Annotated in this window: 13 protein-coding genes; 5 read left to right on the forward strand and 8 right to left on the reverse strand. The window is 60.8% G+C overall.

Going from position 1 to position 16,846, the window contains the following annotated elements; all coding sequences use genetic code 11:
- Positions 1–11 precede the first annotated feature (11 nt).
- From B0D71_RS22085 to B0D71_RS22105, 5 genes are all read right to left on the reverse strand, one after another.
- On the reverse strand, positions 12–1,259 hold the full coding sequence (locus B0D71_RS22085; protein ID WP_103396615.1) for an ABC transporter permease: 1,248 nt from the start codon (positions 1,257–1,259) through the stop codon (positions 12–14).
- A 182-nt stretch (positions 1,260–1,441) separates the two neighbouring features.
- Positions 1,442–2,485: an ABC transporter substrate-binding protein gene (locus B0D71_RS22090; protein WP_103396616.1), complete on the reverse strand. Its 1,044-nt coding sequence runs from the start codon at positions 2,483–2,485 to the stop codon at positions 1,442–1,444.
- A 48-nt stretch (positions 2,486–2,533) separates the two neighbouring features.
- Entirely contained in the window at positions 2,534–3,658 is a 1,125-nt protein-coding gene (locus tag B0D71_RS22095; protein WP_103396617.1) for an ABC transporter ATP-binding protein, read from the reverse strand.
- A 318-nt stretch (positions 3,659–3,976) separates the two neighbouring features.
- Entirely contained in the window at positions 3,977–4,630 is a 654-nt protein-coding gene (locus tag B0D71_RS22100; protein ID WP_205886023.1) for a response regulator, read from the reverse strand.
- Between the two features lie 101 nt (positions 4,631–4,731).
- Positions 4,732–7,128 carry a PAS domain-containing sensor histidine kinase gene (locus tag B0D71_RS22105; protein ID WP_103396618.1) on the reverse strand — a complete coding sequence of 799 codons (2,397 nt, stop codon included), beginning with the start codon at positions 7,126–7,128 and terminating at the stop codon, positions 4,732–4,734.
- A 73-nt stretch (positions 7,129–7,201) separates the two neighbouring features.
- Between B0D71_RS22105 and B0D71_RS22110 the strand changes: the two genes are divergently transcribed.
- A complete protein-coding gene (locus B0D71_RS22110) occupies positions 7,202–8,191 on the forward strand; it encodes an alpha/beta hydrolase family protein (protein ID WP_103396619.1) in 990 nt (329 codons plus the stop codon).
- A 138-nt stretch (positions 8,192–8,329) separates the two neighbouring features.
- Here the strand turns inward: B0D71_RS22110 and B0D71_RS22115 are convergent, their stop codons facing one another.
- The 3 genes from B0D71_RS22115 to B0D71_RS22125 are packed head-to-tail and all read right to left on the reverse strand — an operon-like array spanning position 8,330 to position 10,786.
- The gene (locus B0D71_RS22115) at positions 8,330–9,097 is read right to left on the reverse strand and encodes a TerB family tellurite resistance protein (RefSeq protein ID WP_103396620.1); all 768 of its coding nucleotides are present in this window, start codon (positions 9,095–9,097) and stop codon (positions 8,330–8,332) included.
- Position 9,098: 1 nt separating this feature from the next.
- The gene (gene murU, locus B0D71_RS22120) at positions 9,099–9,770 is read right to left on the reverse strand and encodes an N-acetylmuramate alpha-1-phosphate uridylyltransferase MurU (RefSeq protein ID WP_103396621.1); all 672 of its coding nucleotides are present in this window, start codon (positions 9,768–9,770) and stop codon (positions 9,099–9,101) included.
- Positions 9,767–10,786 carry an aminoglycoside phosphotransferase family protein gene (locus B0D71_RS22125; protein WP_103396622.1) on the reverse strand — a complete coding sequence of 340 codons (1,020 nt, stop codon included), beginning with the start codon at positions 10,784–10,786 and terminating at the stop codon, positions 9,767–9,769. Before B0D71_RS22125 ends, murU begins: the two co-directional genes overlap by 4 nt.
- A gap of 130 nt (positions 10,787–10,916) precedes the next feature.
- On the opposite strand from B0D71_RS22125, the gene B0D71_RS22130 reads away from it, so the two are divergent.
- The 4 genes from B0D71_RS22130 to rsmA are packed head-to-tail and all read left to right on the forward strand — an operon-like array spanning position 10,917 to position 16,828.
- The gene (locus tag B0D71_RS22130; RefSeq protein ID WP_103396623.1) at positions 10,917–13,730 is read left to right on the forward strand and encodes an LPS-assembly protein LptD; all 2,814 of its coding nucleotides are present in this window, start codon (positions 10,917–10,919) and stop codon (positions 13,728–13,730) included.
- Positions 13,711–15,027, forward strand: coding sequence for a peptidylprolyl isomerase SurA (gene surA, locus B0D71_RS22135; protein WP_165798745.1), 1,317 nt, complete (start codon positions 13,711–13,713; stop codon positions 15,025–15,027). The genes B0D71_RS22130 and surA overlap by 20 nt, the downstream gene beginning before the upstream one ends.
- Positions 15,024–16,013: a 4-hydroxythreonine-4-phosphate dehydrogenase PdxA gene (pdxA, locus tag B0D71_RS22140; RefSeq protein WP_103396624.1), complete on the forward strand. Its 990-nt coding sequence runs from the start codon at positions 15,024–15,026 to the stop codon at positions 16,011–16,013. Before surA ends, pdxA begins: the two co-directional genes overlap by 4 nt.
- On the forward strand, positions 16,010–16,828 hold the full coding sequence (rsmA, locus tag B0D71_RS22145) for a 16S rRNA (adenine(1518)-N(6)/adenine(1519)-N(6))-dimethyltransferase RsmA (RefSeq protein WP_103396625.1): 819 nt from the start codon (positions 16,010–16,012) through the stop codon (positions 16,826–16,828). Before pdxA ends, rsmA begins: the two co-directional genes overlap by 4 nt.
- Positions 16,829–16,846: the final 18 nt, after the last annotated feature.

Consider the following 16,846-nt stretch of genomic DNA (forward strand, 5'->3'; position numbering starts at 1 on the left):
TCGTTCTCCCCTTAGCTCAGGCGCAGGCGGCTCGCGCCCACCAGCCAGCTGTAAATCAGATAAAGCACGACCGTCGCGAGCAACAGCAGCCCACCGAGTGCGGTCGCCATGCCCCAGTTGATGCTGGTGTTGGTGTAGAAGGCGACGAAGTAGCTGACCATCTGATCGTTCGGGCTACCCAGCAAGGCCGGGGTGATGTAGTAGCCGATGGCGAGAATGAACACCAACAGGCAACCGGCGCCGACACCGGCATAGGTCTGCGGGAAGTACACCCGCCAGAAGCTGGCGAACGGATGGCAGCCGAGGGAAATCGCGGCGCGCATGTAGGTTGGCGAGATGCCTTTCATCACGCTGTAGATCGGCAGGATCATGAACGGCAGCAGGATGTGCACCATGGAGATGTAGACACCGACGCGGTTGAACACCAGCTCGATCGGCTTATCGATGATGCCCATGGCCATCAGGCCGCTATTGATCAAGCCACCCGATTGCAGCAACACGATCCACGCCGCGACCCGCACCAGGATCGAGGTCCAGAACGGCAACAGCACCAGAATCATCAGCAGGTTGCTCTGCCGCGATGGCAGGTTGGCCAGCAGGTAAGCCAGGGGATACGCCAGCACCAGGCAGATCACGGTGATGATCAGGCCCATCCAGAAGGTGCGAGCGAAGATGTCGAGGTAGATCGCCTGATCCGGGGTGGCCGGGGCGATTTCGCCGAGGTCGTCGATGCGATGATCGACGGCCGCCAGCAGGTAATACGGGGTGATGCTACTGGTGTTGCGGCGCACCGCTTGCCAGTAGGCCGGATCGCCCCAGCGCTCATCGAGACCTTCCAGCGCTTCTTTATAAGAGGTCGGCTCAGTAGCCAGCGGCAAGGCACGGGCCGTTTTGGTCAGCAGGCTGCGGTAGCCGGCCAGTTCCATGTTCAGGCGTTTGGACAAATCGCCCAGGGTCTGATTCTTGCGAGCCTCGGCGAGGTCTTCGGCCGCTGCTTTGTAAACCGGTTCAGCGGGCAGGCCACGGCCGTCCCAACTGGCGATGGCCGTCACGGTGCGCGGCATGCCGCCAACCACTTCCGGGTTGCCAACGCTTTTATAGAGCAGCGCCACGATCGGCACCAGGAACACCAGCAACAGAAACAGCACCAGCGGCGCGATCAACGCCTGAGCCTTCCAGCGGTTGACCCGCTCGGCGTGCTTGAGCCGCTGCTTCAAGGTGGGGCTGGTGCCCTCGTTCAGGGGAACGGCGATAGCCATGACGTACTCCGGGAATCTTTGATCGTTACAGAGGCGGCGAACCGCCCCTGTTGTGTTGAAACACCGCAACCTGTGGGAGCGAGCTTGCTCGCGATGAGGCCATCACATTCAGCATCTATGTTGATTGACCCACCGCTTTCGCGAGCAAGCTCGCTCCTACAGCGTAAGCCCGCGGTGCGGTCTTACTTGGCAGCCCAGGCGTTGAAGCGCTGTTCCAGCTGCTCGCCGTTGTCAGCCCAGAAGCTGACGTCGATCTGCACCTGGTTGGCGATGTTTTCCGGGGTGGTCGGCATGTCTTTCAGGACTTCCTTGGCCAGCAACGGTACGGCTTGGGTGTTGGCCGGGCCGTAGGCGATGTTTTCCGAGTAGGTTTTCTGCTGCTGTGGCTGTACCGAGTAAGCGATGAACTTCTTCGCCGCTTCAGCACGCTTGGCATCCAGACCTTTTGGAATGGCCCATGCGTCGAAGTCGTAGATGCCGCCGTTCCACACGACTTTCAGGTTGCTTTCTTTCTGCACGGCAGCGATACGACCGTTGTAGGCCGAACTCATGACCACGTCACCGGAAGCGAGGTACTGCGGCGGTTGTGCGCCGGCTTCCCACCACTGGATGTTCGGCTTGAGCTCATCGAGCTTCTTGAACGCGCGGTCCTGACCGTCTTTGCCGGCCAGCACTTTGTAGACGTCTTTCGGCGCAACGCCGTCGGCCATCAGTGCGAATTCCAGAGTGTACTTGGCGCCTTTACGCAGGCCACGCTTGCCCGGGAATTTCTTGGTGTCCCAGAAATCGACCCAACTGGTCGGTGCGGAAGCCAGTTTGTCGGCGTTGTAGGCCAGCACGGTCGACCACACGAAGAAGCCCACGCCGCAAGGCTGGATGGCGCCCTTGACGTAATCTTCGGTCTTGCCGAACAACGCGGGGTCCAGCTGCTCGAACATGTCTTCGTCGCAACCACGGGACAGCTCTGGCGATTCAACCTCTACCAGATCCCAGGACACACTCTTGGTGTCGACCATGGCCTTGACCTTGGCCATTTCGCCGTTGTACTCGCCGGCCACGATCTTGCCGTTGCCTGCCGCTTCCCACGGTGCGTAGAAGGCTTTGACCTGAGCCGCCTTGTTCGCCCCGCCAAAGGACACCACGGTCAGGTCCGGGCCGGCCGCCATTGCGTGTGCCGCGCCCATCATGCCCAGTGCCAAAGCGGTGAATTTCAGGGATCTCAACATTTATTGTTCTCTCCACGTGCAGGGTTGGTGTTGGTATTGCCGGGGCGATCAGTTCGCCTCTAGAAGCGGATCGAGTGCACGAACGTGCTCGACCTGCCAGCCAAGCGGTACCACGTCACCGACGGCAAGCGAAGGATCAAGCTCGGCAATCGGTTGTTTCACGAAGAAGTCGGTCTTGCCGCAGACTTCCATGCGAACCCGGACGTGGTCGCCCAGATAGATGAATTCCTCGACCCGCCCGGAGAAGCGGTTGACGCATTGGTCGCTGGAGCCATTGAGGCTCACTCGCTCCGGACGAATGGACAGGGTCACCGGCTCGCCGGTCTGGCCGATGTTGACCGCCAGCGCCTCGACTTTTTCCCCGCGACCAAGCTCGACCACGCAGCGCTCGCCGTTCTGGCTGACCAAGCGGCCATTGAGGCGGTTGTTCTCGCCGATGAAGTTGGCGACGAAGGTGTTTTTCGGCTCTTCGTAGAGAGTGCGCGGCGGCGCGATCTGCTGGATTTCGCCCTGATGGAACACCGCCACACGATCGGACATGGTCAAGGCTTCGCCCTGATCGTGGGTCACATAGACCACGGTCACACCCAGGCGCTGGTGCAGGTGCTTGATCTCCATCTGCATGTGTTCACGCAGTTGTTTGTCGAGTGCGCCGAGGGGTTCGTCCATCAGCACCAGTTGCGGCTCGAACACCAGCGCCCGGGCCAATGCCACGCGCTGTTGCTGACCACCGGAGAGCTGCGCCGGGTAGCGCTGGGCGAAGGCATCGAGCTGGACCATGCTCAGCACGCGCTTGACCCGGGCACTGACGTCGCTCTTGTTCATGCCGCGCACGGTCAGCGGGAACGCCAGGTTCTCGGCCACCGTCATGTGCGGGAACAATGCGTAGTTCTGGAACACCATGCCGATGTCGCGCTTGTGCGGCGGCACGTTGTTGATGGCGCGCCCGGCCAACAGGATTTCGCCCGCGGTCGGCGTTTCAAAGCCGGCGAGCATCATCAGGCTGGTGGTCTTGCCGGAACCGGACGGCCCGAGCAACGTGAGGAATTCGCCTTTGCGAATGTCCAGGTTGAGGTCTTTGACGATCAGGTTCTCGCCGTCGTAGCTCTTCTGCACTCCACGAAAGCTGACCAGAACATCATTGGCCCCTGCGCTTGAATCGACCTGGCTCATACCCACACCTTTGTTGTTGATGACTGCTGTGGGATTAAGCCTAGTGGACGCTGGGGGCCACGCAAATCGGGGCGCAAGAGAGATTCGCCTCAGCCGGATGGAAGGTTGGGGGTAGGGATTGCCCTACAAGGATGGCGCGTTTTGGCAAATGCAGGGGCAGCGCTCAGCTATAAGCCGCAAGTAATGGCAAAAGCGGTTGTTCGGCATGTCGTAAATGGATATGGCGTCGCGTTATCCCTGTAGGAGCCGGCTTGCTGGCGATAGCGACCTCAAGAACACCATCGCCAGCAAGCCGGCTCCTACAGGGGATCAGCGGTATCAGAGGAGCTTGTGCTCCATCGCGTACTTCACCAGCTCCGCCAGCGAGGTGATGTTGAGCTTTTGCATCAGCCGCGCCTTGTGGGTGCTGATGGTCTTGCTGCTCAGCGCCAGTTGCTGGGCGATGTCGTTGACGTTGGCGCCCTGGGCCAGACGTTCGAACACGGAAAATTCGCGCTCGGAGAGCAACGAATGCAGTGGACGGGAGTCGGTCAAGCCGACCTCGAAAACCATGCGGTCGGCCAAGTCCGGGTCGATGTAACGCCCGCCTGACGCCACCTTGCGAATGGCCGTCAGCAACAGCGCCGGGTCGCTGTCCTTGGTCGCATAACCCGCCGCCCCGACCTTGAGTGCCCGGGCAGCCATCTGCGCTTCGTCGTGCATCGACAACACCAGGATCGCCGGCGGATTGTTCAGGGCGCGAATCCGCGGAATGGCTTCCAGGCCATTGACGCCCGGCATGGAGATATCCAGCAACACCACTTCGCAGGGCACATGACGCAAGGTGTCGAGCAGCTGCTCGCCATTGCTCGCCTCCCCCACCACCAGCAAGTCCTTGGCCAGGCCAATCAGTTGCTTGATGCCTTCGCGGACAATGGTGTGGTCTTCGGCTACCAGTACACGGATCACGTTCTTCTCCAGATTCAAGATCATTCGCGAGCAGGCTCGCTCCCACAGAAGACTTGTGAACACCTCAACTCCAATGTGGGAGCGAGCCTGCTCGCGAAGGCGTCAGCCAAGACAACATTAAACAATCAGGCCCCATCCAATGGCACTCGCACACTCAGGCTCGTACCCTCACCCGGCTCACTCTCCAGCAACAACTCACCACCCAGGATCAACACCCGCTCACGCATTCCGACGATCCCAAAGGACGTTGGCCTGCCAGGCGCAGCGACAAATCCTACGCCATCATCCGCGACAGTCAGGCACAACTCGTCGCCTTCCAGCGTCAGTGTCAGTTCGACAGTATGCGCCTGGGCATGGCGCATGACATTGGTCAGCGCTTCCTGAAGGATCCGGAACAGGCCGATGGCCTTGGCGTCGCTGAGCACCGGCAGATTGTCCGGCACCTGCACCAGGCACGGAATCTGCGTACGCGCCTCGAAACGCCGGGCCTGCCATTCGATGGCGGAGGCAATACCGGCATCGAGAATCGGCGGGCGCAATGCGGTCGCCACGTCGCGAACCAATTGGAACAGTTGAGCGATCAGGCGCTTCATGCTGCCCAGGCGCTCATTAAGGCCGGGATCAAGTTGTGCGTAAGCCAGTTCGCACATGGAGGTTTCCAGCTTGAGCACGGTCAGCATCTGGCCCAGTTCATCGTGAACCTCCCGTGCGATGCGCGCTTTTTCTTCTTCGCGCACGCTTTCCAGGTGCGCGGACAACTCACGCAGTTGTTCCCGGGAGCTGGCCAGCTCAAGTTCGATGCGTTTGCTCTCGCTGATGTCCCAGACGATGCCGTCCCAGACATAGGCGCCGTCTTCCAGCTGACGGGTGATGGCCTTGATTTCCGCCCAGCGCTGCTCGCCCTGTCGCGTGAGGATTCGCCCCTGCCACGACCAGTCGCTGTCGGTATCCAGCGCATGATCCTGGGTCTGGTGATAGCTGGCCTTGTCATCCGGATGCACGAGGCTGCGCAGGCCTTTATCACGATGCGCCAGCGTGGCCGGTGAGTAACCCACCAGGCTTTCGCTGCCTTCACTGATGTAGGCAAAGTCGATCTGGCCAGTCACCGGTGCTCGCTCTAACCGGAAAACCAGCCCTGGAACGTTGGCGGCGATACCTTGCAGCCGCGCTTCGCTTTCCTGCAATGCCGCCAGGGCACGGCGTCGCTCGGTGACGTCATTGAGGTAAACCACCAGGTATTCGCCATCGCGAAAGCGCAGAAAACTCAACGAGACATCGGCCGGCAGGATGCTGCCATCGGCGCGCACACAGTTGGTTTCGAAGCTTTGCGGGCCGTCTTCACTGGCCCTGGCGCGCTTCCACAAATTGAGCCAGCGGTCCATGTGCAGACCGGGTTCGAAATCGATCAAGGGCCGATCGATGATCCCGCCGGGCGGGTAGCCGAGCATGCCTTCCGCCGCACGGTTGGCATAGCGCACGTGACTGTCCCAGTTGACCCAGAGGATGCCGACGGTGCTTTGATCGATGGAAAACTGGGTGAGCCGCAACGCCTCTTCGCTGGCGGCACGCAAGGCAATGTCTTCCTGCGCGGCCATCAAGCGTTGTTCCAGGCTGTGCTGCTGGCGACGCTGCCAAAACACAATGGCCATGCAACTCAACGCCAGCACGACCAGCAACAGGCAAAGGTTTTGCCAGAACCCCGGGGATTCGGTGAGCCGCGGATATTTGGGTTGCAGCCATTGATTGTGCAGTTGCTCCAGATCCTTGGCCGGGATCGCCCGCAAAGCACTTTCGACGATGCCCGCCAGTTCCGGTTTGTCACGTCGCGTGGCCACCCGCAACAGCTGCGGCAGGCCGACATCCCCCACCACCACTAACCCGGCAAACTCCGGTTCGACGGACAAGCGCCCCAATTGCGCCTCATCGACCACCGCATAAGCCGCCTGCTGGCCAGCCAACAATTGCAATGCCTGGCGCTCCATCGGGACGCCTTGCAGATTCAGGTGCGGATAGTTGCTGTGCAAGTAATCGGCGATGGCACTGGGCATGCGCACGGCGACGCGGGTCTGGCTGTCGAGCTTTTCCAGTTCGACCGCCCCGGCGCTTTTCTGGTCGCTGACGACCAGTTGCGGTACACGCATGTAGGGGTCGGTAAATTGCCAGAGGCGCAACCCGCCAGGGGTTTGGGTCAGCCCGGGGGCGATGTCGATTTCGCCTTCGCGGGCTGCAGCTTCCAATTGTTCAAGGTCGGGAAAATTGCGCCAGCTCAGTTCGACATTAAGAGTCTTTGCCAGCCACTTCATCAAGTCGACATTCACCCCGGACAGGCGCTGCAAACGGCGATCGTATTGCGCATAGGGCGCCTGCAACACCAGGCCGACGCGCAACTCGCTCTGCTGCGCCAGCCAGTGCTGTTGATTCGGGGTCAACTGGGCAACGTGCGCCGGGGGCACGGCCGCCGCCCAACCCATCAAGGGAAACCACAAACAGCCGATAACCCACAGGCAGCGAAAACGCATCATTGAACTCTCACACCCTGACAAATACTGACCAACCCATTAGGCTGCCGGAACCACTTCTGGCCTGGAATATCCGATGCTCCCTGTCTACCGCCTGGCACTGCCAGCATTGTGCCTGTCGTTGATCCTGCCTTGCGCTTTTTCCGTTGAGGCGGCCGACCCGGCGCCTGCCGCCACGGAAAAAACCACTGAAGAAAAACCACTCGAACGTCAGCCGCTGCCTGAGCGTAGTCAGGAAGAAGCGACTGCACTTGAGCGAAAAATTCCAGCTCAGGAACAGCAACGACTGCAAGCGGGCGCCGACACGTTTCTGGCCTTGTGGAAACCGGCCAATGCCGCCGAACCCAAAGGCGCGGTGATTATCATCCCGGGCGCCGGCGAAACCGTTGACTGGCCGCAAGCAATCGGTCCTTTGCGACGCAAATTGCCGGACGCCGAATGGAGCAGCCTGAGTATCACCTTGCCGGACCTGCAAAGCGATGCCATTGCGCCACGAATCGTGGAAGCAGCGCCGGCTCCCAGGCCCCCCGAAGCCGGCAGTAAAGACTCGACCACCGCGGCCCCCATTGAACAGGTGGCCGGTGGCGAGGCCGATGTGGCCGACAAGGTCATCGCCGAGACCACCGAAGAACAGTCCAAGGCAGATGCCGAGCGCATTTTTGCCCGGATCGACGCTGCAATCGCGTTCGCCGAACAGCAAAGCGCCCGGAACATTGTGGTGTTGGGGCATGGTACCGGGGCTTATTGGGCCGCGCGCTACCTGAGCGAGAAACAGCCGTCGCAAGTCGAAAAGCTGGTGATGGTCGCCGCCCGGACACCGGTGGCAGCGGAGCCCGAGCTGGCGGAGCTAACGCCAACCCTGAAACTGCCAACCGCGGATATTTTCTACAAGGACAAGGCGCTGGACCGCAACGCCGCACTGGAGCGCCTGCAGGCCAGCAAGCGCTTGAAGTCATCGACATTCAACCAGGTCGCGCTCAAGGCGTTACCGGATACCAAGGCCGAACAAGAGCAACTGTTCCGTCGGGTGCGGGGTTGGTTGAATCCGCAGAACCCGGCGGACTGATAGATCGAGGCGCCTTCATCGCGGGCAAGCCACGCTCCCACTGGTTTTATGTCGATCACAAAATTGCGCACGACACAAAACCTCTGGGAGCGCGCTTGCTCGCGATAGCGGTATCACCAGCGACGCAAGTTTTCCGGACTAGCGAAAATCCCGCCGCTCCCGAATCAGCGTATAGGCGCTATGCAGCTCACGCGTTCGCTCGGTCGCCTCACGAACCTGCAAAGCCGTCGCCCCGCTACCGGCAATCTTGTCTGGATGATGGCGACTGAGAAGGCGCCGGTAAGCACGTTTGATCTGCGCCGGTTCAGTGGTGGCCGATACCCCCAGAAGCCTCAAGGCGTCCTGATAACTCGGCACACTGTTGCCCACCGGCCGCTTCTGCGGCTCATAGTCGTGGGCCAGCGCCTTTACCTGATGGGGCGTCCAGCCCAGCCACAGGCCCCACTGACTGATCAGCTCGCGCTCACTGCTGCCGGCACGACCATCAGCCCACACCATCCGCCAGCAGGCGCGCAGCACGCCTTCTGCCGCATGGGGCTGGGCACTCAGGCGACGCAGATAGCCGCGCAGCCGGTCGCGGCCGGACTTGCCGCGATTGAACGCGGCAATGGCACGACGCTGGGCCGGCCCGGACATGTCCAGCGCGCGCATTTCCGCCCGGGCCTGATCGATGTGCCCGGCCATCACCTGGCCGTCGCACTTGGCCAGGCGCCCCAACAAGACAAACAGCAATTCATCGTTACGCAGCACCGGGCGACCGCCCAGCTTTTCCCGCAAGTGTCCCCAGCTCTGCAGGTGCAAGCGCCGGTCCAGCGCCTGCCCCAACAACGCGCCGAGTATGGCCCCCGGAATGCTGGCTATGGCAAAACCCGCTCCGGCTCCGATCAGAGTCCCTGGCCACAGCATGTCAGCGGCTCGCTTCTATTAATGTTTCAACTTCGGCCAAACGTTCGTGAGTACCGACATCCACCCAGTGCCCTCTCAATTGCTCGCCGGTCACTTGACCGTCAGCCATGGCCTTGCGCAACAGCGGCGCGAGCTTGAAGGCCCCCGCGGTGCAACCGTCGAACAGCTGCGGATGCAACACGGCTATACCGCTGTAGGTCAGAGTGGCCGCATCCGGCTGACCGTCACGCACCTGGTTTTCGACCAGGCTGAAGTCCCCGGTCGGATGGTGGGGCGGGTTGCTGGCCAGTACCAGATGCGCCAGTCCGTTGATGGGCTGATGCAGCACGCTGAAGTCGTAATCGGTCCAGATGTCGCCATTGACCACGACAAATGCTTCATCCCCCAACAACGGCAACGCACGGAAAATCCCGCCGCCGGTTTCCAGGGGCTCACCTTCCGCCGAGTACTGAATACTCACGCCATAGCGCGAGCCATCGCCCAGATAGTCTTCGATCTGTTGGCCCAGCCAGGCGTGATTGATCACGATGTCGGTGAACCCGGCGGCGGCCAATGCCCGCAGGTGATACTCGATCAGCGGCACGCCACCGGCGCGAACCAGTGGTTTTGGCGTGGTCAGGGTCAGCGGGCGCATGCGCTCGCCTTTGCCCGCGGCCAGAATCATTGCCTTCATGCTTTCACTCCGGCACGCAGACTGGCCAGCAGCACATCCAGTTCGGCCAGTTCAGGGCGGCGAGCGATTACCGCATCTATATACGCAAAGAAACGCGGCACATCGCCCAGATAACGCGGTTTGCCGTCGCGATGGCAGATGCGCGCGAAAATACCGATGACTTTCAGATGACGCTGCACGCCCATCAAGTCGCTGGCACGCAGGAAATCCTCGAACTGCGGTTGAACCGGAATGCCGAGGGCGCCCGCTTGTTGCCAGTAGCTTTCGAGCCAGCCGTGCACGCGCTCCTCGGGCCAGCTGAGGAAGGCGTCCTTGAACAGACAGGTCACGTCATAGGTCACCGGGCCATATACGGCATCCTGGAAATCCAGCACACCGGGATTGGGCTCGCTGAGCATCAGGTTGCGCGGCATGTAGTCGCGATGCACCAGGACTTTTGGTTGTGCCAGGGCGCTGTCGATCAACAGATCGCTGACTTGCTGCCAGAGTACTTGCTGCGCCGCGTCGAATTCGATGCCCAATTCGCGCTTCACGTACCACTCGGGGAACAGTTCCAGCTCGCGACGCAGCAACGCCACGTCATAGCTCGGCAGCGGCGCAACCATCGGCAACTGCTGGAAAGCCAGCAACGCTTGCAGGGCATCCTTGAACAAACCATCGGCGTTTTCGCTATCGATGACGTCCAGATAGGTCTTGTTGCCCAAGTCATTGAGCAAAAGAAAACCGCGTTCCAGGTCTTCGGCATAAATTTTCGGCACATTTATTCCGGATTTCGCCAGTAGAAAGGCGATATCCACGAAGGGTTTGCAGTTTTCCTGGGGCGGCGGCGCGTCCATCACGATGAAACTTTTGCCACCGCCTTCCCAACGGAAATACCGCCGAAAACTCGCGTCGCTACTGGCCGCAGTCAATGTGGCCGGGGGGACGGCGCCCCAGCCCTGCTCGGCAAAAAGGGTCGCCAATTGTTCATCGAGCCAAACTTTCAGGTGTTGCAAGCGTACATCTTGATCAGGCATTGCAAGGGTCTCCGACGGCGCTAGCCGTCAAGCGGGTCATGCTTTATTATCCAGCATCTTTTTCAGACCATCGAGAGGCGTGCGGCCCACACCGCGGGCAGATGGCACGCAGGAAGCCCGGACTAATAAGATGGCATTGAAATCCCCCGCGTTTCGTAAAAAATTTCCGTTGTTGGTTACCGGCAGTTTGCTGGCGCTGCAACCCCTTGCCACTTCCTACGTGGTCGCCGCGGAACAGTTTGACTGCTCAGTCTCTGCTTCGGGTTCCTGGGACTGCGCGCCAAAGGCGCCGGCGGCGGCATTGCCACCGCGTCCCGTCCATGACGGCAGCGCAGTTTCCGCCACCGGCGAAGCCCCGACCGAGAACGGCTCCAGTGAAGACACTGGCGCCAAGCCGGTGCTGGTCACCGAATCCAAAGGCCGTGGCCTGAAGTCACGTAGCGAAGACTACAGTCACCTCGACTGGGTTCCCCGCGAGCAGCTCACCGCCGCACAATTGGCCGAAACCGGTCCTTATTGCTCTGGTTCCTATATCGAACCGATTCGTCCTGGCATGAATGACAAGACGAATAAAAGTGACGCGCCTACCTTTATCGGCGCAAAAGCCTCCCGCTATAAGCAGGATGAGCAAGTCGCAACCCTGGCCGGCGACGTTGTCATGCGCCAGGGCAGCATGCAGGTCGAAGCCGACGAAGCCAACCTGTACCAGGCCGAAAGCCGTGGCGAACTGAACGGCAACGTGCGCATTCGCGACAACGGCGCCCTGATCGTCGGCGACCACGCCGATGTGCAGCTCGACACCGGTGAAGCCAAGGTCGACAACGCCGAATACGTGATGCACAAATCGCGCATCCGCGGTAATGCCCTGTACGCCAAGCGTGCCGAGAACGCCATCATCCGCCTCAAGGATGGTACGTACACCACGTGCGAACCGAACAGCAACGCTTGGCAGCTCAAGGGCAACAACATCACCCTGAACCCGGCCACCGGTTTCGGTACGGCGACCAACGTGACGCTGCGGGTCAAGGACATTCCGATCCTCTACACGCCGTACATCTATTTCCCGATCGATGACCGTCGCCAGTCCGGCTTCCTGCCGCCGACCATCGGCACCGGCAGCGATACCGGCTTCATGCTGGTCACCCCGTACTACTTCAACCTGGCGCCGAACTACGATGCCACGTTGTACCCGCGCTACATGGAAAAGCACGGCTTGTTGATGGAAGGCGAATTCCGCTACCTGACCAAGTCCAGCGAAGGCCAGTTCGGTGCGGCGTACCTGAACGACGAAAGCGACGAGCGCGACAAGCAGTCCGACGCCGAAAAAACCCGCTACATGTACAACTGGCAGCACAAGGGTGGTCTCGACTCGCGCGTGCTCACGCAAGTCGACTACACCAAGATCAGCGATCCGTATTACTTCCAGGATCTGCAGACCGACCAGATTGGCGTGAAAAGCAACGACTACGTGAACCAGCAGGGTTCCGTGACCTATCGTGGCGAAGGCTATACCGCTCGCGCGAATGCCCAAGCCTATGAACTGGCGAGCGTATCGAACATTACGCCGTACGACCGCCTGCCACAGCTCACCCTCGACGGCATGCTGCCTTACCATCCGGAAGGGCTGGACTTCTCGTACAGCACCGAACTTGTACGGTTTGATCGGAATCTGCGGAGCGGGACATACTTTGACGAAGACGGTGTCGGCAGTCCCCGTCTTGATAACAACGTTCAAGGTCTGGCTCGCGCCAACGGCGACCGCCTGAATCTCGCGCCAGCCATCAGCCTGCCGATGAACTCGACGTACGGCTTCCTGACACCGAAGCTCAAGTACCAGTACACCCAGTACCAACTGGATCTGGACGGTACCGGCAAAAGTCAAATCGCGGCTCAGAATCAAGCCGCAGCTGCAAACGGGACTGAAAACCTCAATGGTCAGTTCGACAGCAACCAGAACCGTGGCGTACCAATCGCCAGCATCGATAGCGGCCTGTACTTTGATCGCAATACCCAGTATTTCGGCAAAAACTACCGCCAGACCCTCGAGCCGCGCCTGTTCTACCTGTACGTGCCTGAGGTCGACCAGGAAGACATCCCGGTATTCGACACCAGCGAATACACCTTCAACTACGCGTCGCTATTCCGTGACAACCGCTTCTCCGGCTCCGACCGTGTCGGCGACGAGAACAAACTGTCCCTAGGCGTGACCAGCCGTTGGATCGAAGACAACGGTTTTGAGCGCCAGCGCATCAGCGTCGGCCAGGCCTTGTACTTCAAGGACCGCGAAGTTCAGTTGCCGGGTATCGATGCAAAAACCCGCAAGGATACGCAAGCCAGCGTGTCGCCTTACGCCCTGGAATACGAGTATCGCTGGAACCGCGACTGGCGTACCACGGCCGACTACAACTGGGACCCGGACAGCCGCAGCCCTCGCTCGGGCAGCGCGATGTTCCACTACCAGCCTGAAGACAACCCGAACAAGGTGGTCAACGTCGGCTATCGCTATCGCAATGACCAGATCCGTTATGACCAGAACACCGGTCAATGGAGCGTTGGCGGCGGTGACTACGGCACTCCTGGCCAGCCGGGCTACGTGAAGGACTACTATAAGATCGAACAGCACGACTTCTCGGTGATCTGGCCGATCGTGCCGCAATGGAGCGCTATCAGCCGCTGGCAGTATGACTACAACCGCAACCGTACCCTGGAAGCCTTCGGTGGTTTCGAGTACGACAGCTGCTGCTGGAAACTGCGCCTGATCAACCGTTACTTCGTTGATTACGACGAGTTCAGCCAGGAAGCACCGCAAAACGAAAAAGGCGACCATGGCGTCTTCCTCCAAATTGTTCTGAAGGGACTCGGCGGCCTCACTGGCGCCAAGGCAGAGAGCTTCCTCGACAAAGGCATTCAAGGTTATCGTGAACGTGAAGACCAAGCTTTCTGATTGTCTGCGCCCGCTGATGCTGGGCGCGTTGTTTCTGACTACGGCGGCCAGTGCCGCCGTACAGTCCATCGATAAAGTGGTGGCCATCGTCGACAACGACGTGGTCATGCAGAGCCAACTGGACCAACGTGTCCGTGAAGTTCAGCAAACCATTGCCAAGCGGGGTTCTGCCGTGCCGCCGTCCAGCGTGCTGGAGCAGCAGGTACTTGAACGCCTGATCGTCGAAAACCTGCAACTGCAGATCGGCGAGCGCTCCGGCATCCGCATTACCGATGAAGAGTTGAACCAGGCTGTCGGCACCATTGCCCAGCGCAACAACATGTCGGTTGAGCAGTTCCGCGCCGCCCTGACTCGCGACGGTCTGTCCTACGACGACGCACGTGAGCAGATTCGCCGCGAAATGGTCATCAGCCGTGTGCGCCAGCGTCGGGTCGCCGAACGCATCCAGGTCTCCGAGCAGGAAGTGAAGAACTTCCTGGCATCGGATCTGGGCAAAATGCAGCTGTCCGAAGAATTCCACCTGGCCAACATCCTGATTCCTACGCCGGAAAGCGCCAACTCCGACGCCATTCAGAGTGCCGCCAAACAGGCCGATGCGATTTACCAGCAGCTCAAGCAAGGCGCTGACTTCGGTCAGTTGGCAATCGCCAAGTCCGCCAGCGAAACCGCACTGGAAGGTGGCGACATGGGCTGGCGTAAAGCCGCTCAACTGCCTCCGCCGTTCGATCGCCTGCTGAGCACCATGCCGGTGGGTGATGTCACCCAGCCAATGCGTACCCCGGGCGGCTTCATCATCCTGAAGATCCTCGACAAGCGTGGCGGCGAGACCCAGATGCGCGATGAAGTGCATGTGCGTCACATCCTGGTCAAGCCGAGCCCGATCCGCGACGAAGCGAAAACCAAGGCTCTGGCCGAATCGCTCTACAGCCGTATCCAGTCTGGCGAAGACTTCGGTGAGCTGGCGAAAAGCTACTCGGAAGACCCGGGTTCCGCCCTCAACGGCGGCGACCTGAACTGGATCGACCCGAACGCGCTGGTGCCCGAGTTCCGCGAAGTGATGGCCAAGACCCCGCAAGGTCAGCTGTCCAAGCCGTTCCAGACTCAATACGGCTGGCACGTCCTGGAAGTCCTTGGCCGTCGCGCCACCGACAGCACCTCACAGGCTCGCGAGCAGCAGGCAATGACCGTTTTGCGTAACCGCAAATACGACGAAGAGCTGCAAACCTGGCTGCGTCAGATCCGTGACGAAGCGTACGTGGAAATCAAACTCCCTGGCGCCGACCAGGCAGCACAGTGAAACCCCAACGTTTCGCGCTGACACCCGGTGAACCAGCCGGCATAGGTCCCGACCTGTGCCTGCTGCTCGCCTCGCAAGCCCAGCCCTACCCCCTGATTGCCATTACCAGCCGCGACCTGCTCATCGAGCGGGCCGCGCAACTGGGCGTGGCTGTCGACTTGCTGCCGGTCACACCGGACAACTGGCCGGATGCACCCGCGCCCGCCAACAGCCTGTACGTCTGGGATACACCGCTCAATGCCAAGGTCGTTGCCGGGCAACTGGACAAGGCCAACGCTGCCTTCGTCCTGGAAACCCTGACCCGCGCCGGCCAGGGCTGCCTGAACGGGGATTTTGCCGGCATGATCACCGCGCCGGTGCACAAGGGCGTGATCAACGAATCCGGTATCGCCTTTTCCGGGCACACCGAATTCCTCGCCGACCTGACCCACACCGCGCAAGTGGTGATGATGCTGGCCACACGCGGTTTGCGCGTGGCCCTGGTGACCACTCACCTGCCGCTTCGCGAGATTGCCGATGCAATCACGCCAGAGCGCCTGGAGCGCGTCACGCGAATCCTGCACGCCGACCTGCAAAACAAATTCGGCATCGCCCGGCCACGCATCCTGGTCTGCGGGCTCAATCCGCATGCCGGCGAAGGCGGACACCTGGGCCATGAAGAAATCGATATCATCGAACCCACATTAGAGCGCTTGCGCGGCGAGGGCATGGACCTACGCGGCCCCCTGCCCGCCGACACTCTGTTTACCCCCAAATATCTGGAGCACTGCGATGCGGTGCTGGCGATGTACCACGACCAGGGCCTGCCGGTGCTGAAGTACAAAGGCTTCGGCGCGGCAGTCAACGTGACCCTCGGCTTGCCGATCATCCGCACCTCGGTCGACCACGGCACTGCCCTGGACCTGGCCGGCAGCGGCAAGATCGACACCGGCAGCCTGCAAGTCGCCCTGGAAACCGCCTACCAGATGGCCGAGACCCGTTTATGACCGAGCAATACCAACACAAGGCGCGCAAACGCTTTGGCCAAAACTTTCTGCACGACGCCGGCGTTATCGACCGCATCCTGCGTTCCATCCATGCCAAGGCAGAAGACCGCCTGCTGGAAATCGGCCCGGGCCAGGGCGCACTGACCCAAGGCCTGCTCAGCAGCGGCGCGCAACTCGACGTGGTGGAGCTGGACAAGGACCTGATCCCGATCCTCAACCAGCAGTTTGCCGGCAAGAGCAACTTCAACCTGCATCAGGGCGATGCACTGAAGTTCGACTTCAACAGCCTGAATGCCGCGCCAGGCAGCCTGCGGGTGGTCGGCAACCTGCCGTACAACATCTCCACGCCGCTGATTTTTCACCTCCTGCACAACTCGCACCTGATTCGCGACATGCACTTCATGCTGCAAAAGGAAGTGGTCGAGCGCCTGGCTGCGGGCCCGGGTGGTGGTGACTGGGGCCGCCTGTCGATCATGGTTCAGTACCACTGCCGGGTCGAACACCTGTTCAACGTTGGCCCAGGTGCGTTCAACCCGCCACCGAAAGTCGACTCGGCCATCGTGCGCCTGGTGCCCCACGCGGTACTGCCGCATCCGGCCAAGGATCACCGCTTGCTGGAGCGCGTTGTGCGCGAGGCGTTCAACCAGCGCCGCAAAACCCTGCGCAACACCCTCAAGCTGCTGCTGAGCAACGCCGAAATCGAAGCCGCCGGCGTCGATGGCAGCCTGCGTCCCGAGCAGCTCGACCTGGCCGCCTTCGTGCGCCTGGCCGACAAGCTCAGCGAGCAAGCACCACAAAAGCCTGCCGCAGACTGACAGGCGATGAGCGCTATC

Source organism: Pseudomonas laurylsulfativorans (genome assembly GCF_002906155.1).
GTDB lineage: Bacteria > Pseudomonadota > Gammaproteobacteria > Pseudomonadales > Pseudomonadaceae > Aquipseudomonas > Aquipseudomonas laurylsulfativorans.